We start from the raw sequence: 6,197 nt of genomic DNA, 5'->3' as shown, positions 1-6,197 counted from the left end.
GTAGGCAGTAGGCGATATATCCATGGTGCCACTGGAATCGATCGAAATACGGTATCGCGTTTCTTCATTCTCTCGCGCCAAGAATTCAGCCTCCTTCAGCCCTCCGCCGTAAGCGCCCCCTGAAAGGCATGCAGTCGATCACTGGGGACGCGCTTAGCGGCATCTGACGATATGGGCGTTCTAATCAATCTTAGCTTTCAAAGGAAAGGCGGCGCTAGCTTGTTGGAATCAAGCTTTACTCCCAAATTGGGAGGAGCTACAATATCCCATATTGGGAGATGGCATGAGAGTCATAGCAAAGCGTACGCTGAAAGAGTTTTGGGAGCAGGGCTATGGCGATGCCGAAACCCCGCTGACCGAGTGGTATAACATGATGCTAAAGGCATCTTGGGAAACACCACAGCAACTAAAGGCTGATATTAGAACAGCCAGCATCCTTAAAGGTGGGCGCGCTGTTTTCAATATCGGCGGCAATAAGTACCGGGTAATCCTATCCATTCGTTATGAGCAGCAAATTGCCTGGGTTCGATTCGTCGGCACCCATGCTCAGTACGATAAAACTGATGCGGAGACAATATGATGAACATTCAGCCCATCCGTAATGATAGCGACCTTGATCGCGCTTTCGCTCGCCTAGAAGAGCTTTGGAGTGCCGCGCCGGACTCTCCTGAAGCCGATGAAATTGAAGTGCTTTCCATCCTTATTGAGAAGTACGAGGATAAGCACTATCCCATTGGCCCGTCCGACCCCATCGAAGCTATCAAATTTCGCATGGAGCAACAGGGACTAACGCAGCGCGACCTTGAGGCTTATATCGGTCCTAGTGGCCGCGTCTCTGAGGTATTGAATCGTAAGCGCAAGCTAAGCCTGGGCATGATAAAAAGACTTCATGACGGCCTGAAAATCCCTTACGACAGCCTTATGAATCAGGTCGCCTAACCACCAGACCCCGCTTCAGCGGGGTTGAATCCTTCCTGCCCATCAAAAGACTCTAACCGCAATGTCTGCTGTATCTGATTTGCTCGGTAGTGGCACCTGTGACGCTTCTAGCTGGGAAGTGGATAGCAAAAAGCCCCGGCGCTAGGCTCGTAATGCTGTTCACTTAAGCGGCGCCGCCTTGCGATTTACTGGATAGCGGTTTTGGATATTTTTACCGTCCTCGGCCTTGATGGTCGAGGACGGTCATCCAGAAAGGTGAAGAGCAGACTCTATCCATTCGACAGGGATATGCTGGGCAAAGGCGCTGAGGCCAGTGAAGGAATGTAGCTCATCAATATCGAGCAATGTCTGTTGAATAGGCACAAAAAAATCCGGTATCCAATGAAGAATACCGGATTTTCTTAGAGCCTTCGGTCATCGTTAACCGAACGGCATTACGCTCACGAGCGTTTTTTCAGCATACTAGCGCTTGGCGCTAGCAGCGAACATCAAATGCTGAGAATTAACCCAGAACTTTGATGTTGGAAGCCTGAAGGCCTTTCTTACCCTGAGTGACGTCGAAGGAAACCTTCTGGCCGTCTTGCAGAGTTTTGAAACCGTCAGCTTGAATTTCAGAGAAATGCGCGAACAGATCGTCGCCATTGTCGTCCGGAGAAATGAAGCCGAAACCTTTAGTGTCGTTAAACCACTTAACGGTACCAGTTGCCATGATCGAAATCCTCGATGTAGCTTAATGTAAAGCCGGGAAATACCCGAATTGCAGTGGGTAGAACAAGAAACTTTCACCAGACTCACGCTTAGGCGTTCGATACTGCTGACAACGTTCGACTTGCTAACCAACTGCGTTTAAGAATGCGCCTAACCAGGTCACACGTCAACACTATGCTTAAAAAAAAAGTTAATGCAACACATTTTCCTCTAAAATCCATTTAGCCGCTTTTTCTGCAATCATTAGCGTGGGCGAGTTTGTATTACCGCTGGTGATGGTGGGCATTATCCCCGCATCCGCAACGCGTAACCCCTTGACGCCCAGCACTCGTAATTTAGCATCCACAACGGCCATCGGATCATCAGCACAACCCATCCGTGTTGTGCCTACGGGATGAAAAATGGTGGTACCTATGTCGCCTGCCAAGCGCGTTAGCTCGTCATCACTTTGATACTCAAGCCCCGGTTTAACCTCCTCGGGAGCATATTTGGAAAAAGCCGCTTGCGCTGCAATGTGCCGAGTAACGCGCAGTGAATCAGCGGCCACCTTTCGATCCTCGTGGGTACTTAAATAGTTGGGCGAAATAGCCGGAGCATCAGCTGGATTGGAGCTTTTCAGGCGGACTGTTCCACGACTGCTCGGATTTAAGTTGCATACGCTGGCGGTAATGGCCGGATAAGGATGTAGCGGCTGCCCAAATGCCTCAAGGCTTAATGGCTGAACGTGATACTGAATATTCGCGTGCTCATACTCGTTAGAGCTGCGCGTAAAGGCGCCAAGTTGTGAAGGTGCCATGCTCATGGGGCCGGTGCGCTTGCACAGATACTCCCAGCCAATGCCTGCTTTACCCAGCAAAGTGCCTGCTACTGCATTGAGCGTTTTTGCATTGGTGACACGATACACTGAGCGGATCTGAAGATGATCTTGCAGGTTCTCGCCTACACCCGGCAGGTCATGCACTACCTCAATGGCGTGTTCTTCAATATGTGCTTTAGGCCCAATACCCGATAGCTGTAAAAGATGCGGCGAGCCAATGGCACCGGCGCACAAAATTACTTCTTTGCTGGCGCGGGCGTTCAGATTTTTCCCGCGCTCTGTAACGTCTACTCCGTTACAGAGCGGGCTGCCCTGATCATCTTCAAAGCAGAGCCGATTCACCTGGGTAGAGTGCCAAAGCGTCAGGTTGTTACGTTTAAGCGCAGGGCGTAAAAACGCCTTGGCGGTGTTCCAGCGCCAGCCATTACGCTGGTTGACTTCAAAGTAAGCAACGCCTTCATTATTGCCACGGTTAAAATCCTCGGTGCGTGGAATACCGGCCTGCACGGCCGCCTCGGCGAAGTCGTCCAACACTTCCCACTTCAAGCGCTGCTTTTCAACCCGCCACTCACCGCTATCGCCGTGAAACTCGCGCTGCTCGGCATCCGCATCGCCTCCTTCATCCAGCCGGTAGTGGCTTTCATGCTGCATAAAGTCCGGCAGGCAGTTCTCCCACCGCCACGCATCATCACCCACGACCTCAGCCCAGTGGTTGTAGTCGCGCGCCTGGCCGCGCATATAAATCATGCCGTTGATACTCGAACAGCCGCCTAGGGTTTTACCCCGCGGGTAAATCAGCGAACGGCCGTTCAGGCCTTGTTCTGGCTCGGTGCGAAACAGCCAATCGGTGCGCGGGTTATTAATGCAGTACAGATACCCCACCGGAATATGAATCCAGTGATAGTTATCGCGCCCACCCGCTTCGATTAGAAGCACCCGATTATTCGGGTCGGCGCTTAACCGGTTGGCCATCAGGCACCCTGCGGTGCCTGCGCCTATCACAATGTAGTCAAATGCCAAGGTTTGTTGTTGTGTCATTTGCCTTGCTCCGCATCGACTTATTTGGCCGTCGGCATCACAAACTCAGCCCCGTTATCAATCGAGTCTGACCAGCGCTGCATAATTGACTTCTGCCTGGTATAAAAACGTACGCCCTCCTCACCGTAGGCGTGGGTATCGCCGAACAGTGAGCGCTTCCAACCGCCAAAGCCGTGCCACGCCATCGGCACCGGGATAGGCACATTGATACCGACCATGCCGACCTGAATACGGCACCCAAACTCTCTTGCCACGCTGCCGCTTTCGGTAAAACAGCTGACGCCGTTACCGAATTCATGGTCGTTGATTAACTGAATGGCCGTCGCGACATCCGGCACGCGTACGCACACCAACACCGGGCCAAAGATCTCCTCTTTATAGATCGTCATTTCCGGCGTGACGTGGTCGAAAAGCGTGCCGCCCATCCAGAAGCCGTCGGCACAGTCACTACCCACCTGGGCAGCATTAAACTCGCGGCCATCCACGATCAGTTTCGCGCCTTCAGACACGCCTTTTTCGATGTAGCCGGTAATACGCTGGTGGGCCTGACGCGTTACGATCGGCCCCATTTCGGCATCCAGCTGCATGCCATTTTTTACTTTTAGCGCTTTAGCGCGCTCGGCAAGCCTGGGCACCACGCTATCCGCCACGTCGCCGACCAGTACCGCTACGCTAATCGCCATGCAGCGTTCGCCCGCCGAGCCGTAGGCGGCGCCGATTAACGCATCCACCGCTTTATCCAGGTGCGCATCAGGCATCACGACCATATGGTTTTTCGCCCCGCCCAATGCCTGCACGCGCTTGCCGTGCTTGGCACCCCGCTCATAGATCAGGTTGGCAATTGGCGTCGAGCCAACAAACGAGAGCGCTTTGACCTCGGGGTGATCAATTAATGCTTCAACAGACTCCTTCCCTCCCTGCACCACGTTAAACACGCCATCGGGCAAACCGGCCTGCTTCAGAAGGTCTGCCAGCATTAGTGACGCGCTAGGGTCAAGCGGGCTTGGTTTGAGAATAAAGGTGTTACCCGTGGCGATGGCGATAGGGAACATCCACATCGGCACCATGACCGGGAAGTTAAACGGCGTAATACCCGCCACAACGCCCAGCGGTTGCCGGGTTGTCCAATTATCAATACCGGTACTGACCTGCTCGGTGTAGTCACCCTTAAGCAGTTGGGGGATACCGCAGGCAAACTCGACAACATCGATCCCGCGCGCCACCTCGCCCTGGGCATCGGTAAATACCTTGCCATGCTCTTGGGTGATCGCCTCAGCGAGGGCATCTTTATGCGTATTCAATAATTCCAGAAACTTGAACAGCACTCGGGCCCGGCGAATGGGCGGCGTATCGGCCCACGCAGGAAACGCTGCACTGGCCGCATTTACAGCCGCCTCCACATCGCTTTGTGACGCCAGGGCGACACGGCCGGTGACTTGGCCGGTGGCTGGGTTAAACACATCCTGGGCATCGCCAGAGCGACCTTCGCTGATCTGACCATTAATAAAGTGCTGAATGGCTGTTGTTGTCATCATCACTACCTTTATAAGCAGAACCAATGGGATCTGCCCAGACTAGCGTGATTGTTGGCGCGATCAATTGAGTAAATTTAAACCGGGATATAAGCTCTGCTAATAACAAAATGAAAACCAGGAGGCGCCATGCACGAATACGCGACACTACGGGCATTTGTCATGGTCGCCCGTCTAGGCAGCGTCTCACGCGCGGCTGAGCAACTGCACCTTACCCAGCCCGCCATCAGCCTAAAGTTGAAGCAGCTTCAGCTAAGCTTGGGGCTTACTTTGTTTGAACGCCGCCCCCAGGGCTTAGCGCTAACGCCTGATGGCCATGCCCTGCTACCCTCCGCCGAGAAAGCCCTGGCAAGCGCCTATGCTTTTGAGCAAACGGCCAATACGTTGCACAGCACGCCAAGAGGCAAGCTCAAGATAGGCACGATTGTCGATCCAGAATTTATTCGCCTGGGCGCTTTCCTGCGCCGCCTAATGACGCAAGCACCGCAGCTTGAAACCGAGCTTCATCATGGGATGAGCGGCAATACGTTAAGGCGTGTTGAGCAAGGCGACCTGGATGTGGGGTTTTACCTGGCGCCACCCGGCCTGGGAACCCACCATGAGGCGCTTGCCTGGCGCGAGCTGACCCACTTTCACTACTACGTTGTTGCCCCGATGGGCTGGGATGCCCAACTGGCCGATACGCGCTGGGAAGCCCTGGCCCGCTTGCCCTGGATCGTCACGCCAGAGGACTCGGCCCATCACCGCCTTTTACAACACACACTTGCCAGCAGTGGCGCCACACCCAATCGCGTCGCTCAGGTCGATCAGGAGGCCTGCATGCTGGACTTAGTCCGCGCAGGCGTTGGCCTGAGCCTTGCGCGCGATGCTCTGGCTATGACCGAGCGTCAGGAAAGCGGCCTTGTCGTTGCCAGCAATATTTGCCTGCCCTGCGCACTTAGCCTGATTTGGCGCCATGATCGTGCAGAAGAACCTCCCATTGACGCGGCATTACGTACGCTGAACGAAGTATGGCCCTCGCTTTAAAGAAACTGGCTTTAAAAAGATGGACGGAACTATCACGAATACATACGCCAGCCAACCATTGATAAAAGACGTACGCACTTTTTATTGCCACCCTGGAAATGCCCTTTGGCGGGTCAAATTCAGGAGTAATCGATAAC

At 53.8% G+C, this 6,197-nt stretch carries 6 protein-coding genes; 3 read left to right on the top strand and 3 right to left on the bottom strand.

The features are described 5' to 3' along the window. Positions 1 to 283: 283 nt before the first annotated feature. Both ACT3TY_RS13965 and ACT3TY_RS13960 read left to right on the top strand, forming a co-directional pair. On the top strand, positions 284 to 580 hold the full coding sequence (locus ACT3TY_RS13965) for a type II toxin-antitoxin system HigB family toxin (RefSeq protein ID WP_172117280.1): 297 nt from the start codon (positions 284 to 286) through the stop codon (positions 578 to 580). Next, positions 577 to 939, top strand: a complete 363-nt coding sequence (locus ACT3TY_RS13960; RefSeq protein ID WP_226912098.1) for a helix-turn-helix domain-containing protein — start codon at positions 577 to 579, stop codon at positions 937 to 939. Before ACT3TY_RS13965 ends, ACT3TY_RS13960 begins: the two co-directional genes overlap by 4 nt. A 502-nt stretch (positions 940 to 1,441) precedes the next feature. On the opposite strand, the gene ACT3TY_RS13955 is transcribed toward ACT3TY_RS13960, so the two are convergent. From ACT3TY_RS13955 to ACT3TY_RS13945, 3 genes are all read right to left on the bottom strand, one after another. Then, positions 1,442 to 1,648, bottom strand: coding sequence for a cold-shock protein (locus ACT3TY_RS13955; protein WP_054641278.1), 207 nt, complete (start codon positions 1,646 to 1,648; stop codon positions 1,442 to 1,444). A 189-nt stretch (positions 1,649 to 1,837) separates the two neighbouring features. Next, entirely contained in the window at positions 1,838 to 3,502 is a 1,665-nt protein-coding gene (locus ACT3TY_RS13950; RefSeq protein WP_444628635.1) for a GMC family oxidoreductase, read from the bottom strand. A 20-nt stretch (positions 3,503 to 3,522) separates the two neighbouring features. Next, on the bottom strand, positions 3,523 to 5,034 hold the full coding sequence (locus ACT3TY_RS13945) for a CoA-acylating methylmalonate-semialdehyde dehydrogenase (protein ID WP_444628634.1): 1,512 nt from the start codon (positions 5,032 to 5,034) through the stop codon (positions 3,523 to 3,525). Between the two features lie 129 nt (positions 5,035 to 5,163). Here ACT3TY_RS13945 and ACT3TY_RS13940 point away from each other — a divergent pair, with 129 nt between their 5' ends. Continuing rightward, positions 5,164 to 6,060, top strand: a complete 897-nt coding sequence (locus ACT3TY_RS13940) for a LysR family transcriptional regulator (RefSeq protein WP_444622260.1) — start codon at positions 5,164 to 5,166, stop codon at positions 6,058 to 6,060. Positions 6,061 to 6,197 lie beyond the last annotated feature (137 nt).

Source organism: Halomonas sp. AOP22-C1-8, from assembly GCF_052378905.1.
GTDB lineage: Bacteria > Pseudomonadota > Gammaproteobacteria > Pseudomonadales > Halomonadaceae > Vreelandella > Vreelandella citrativorans.
The sequence above is the reverse complement of the archived record's forward strand: the minus strand, read 5'-3'. Positions and strand labels throughout refer to the sequence as shown.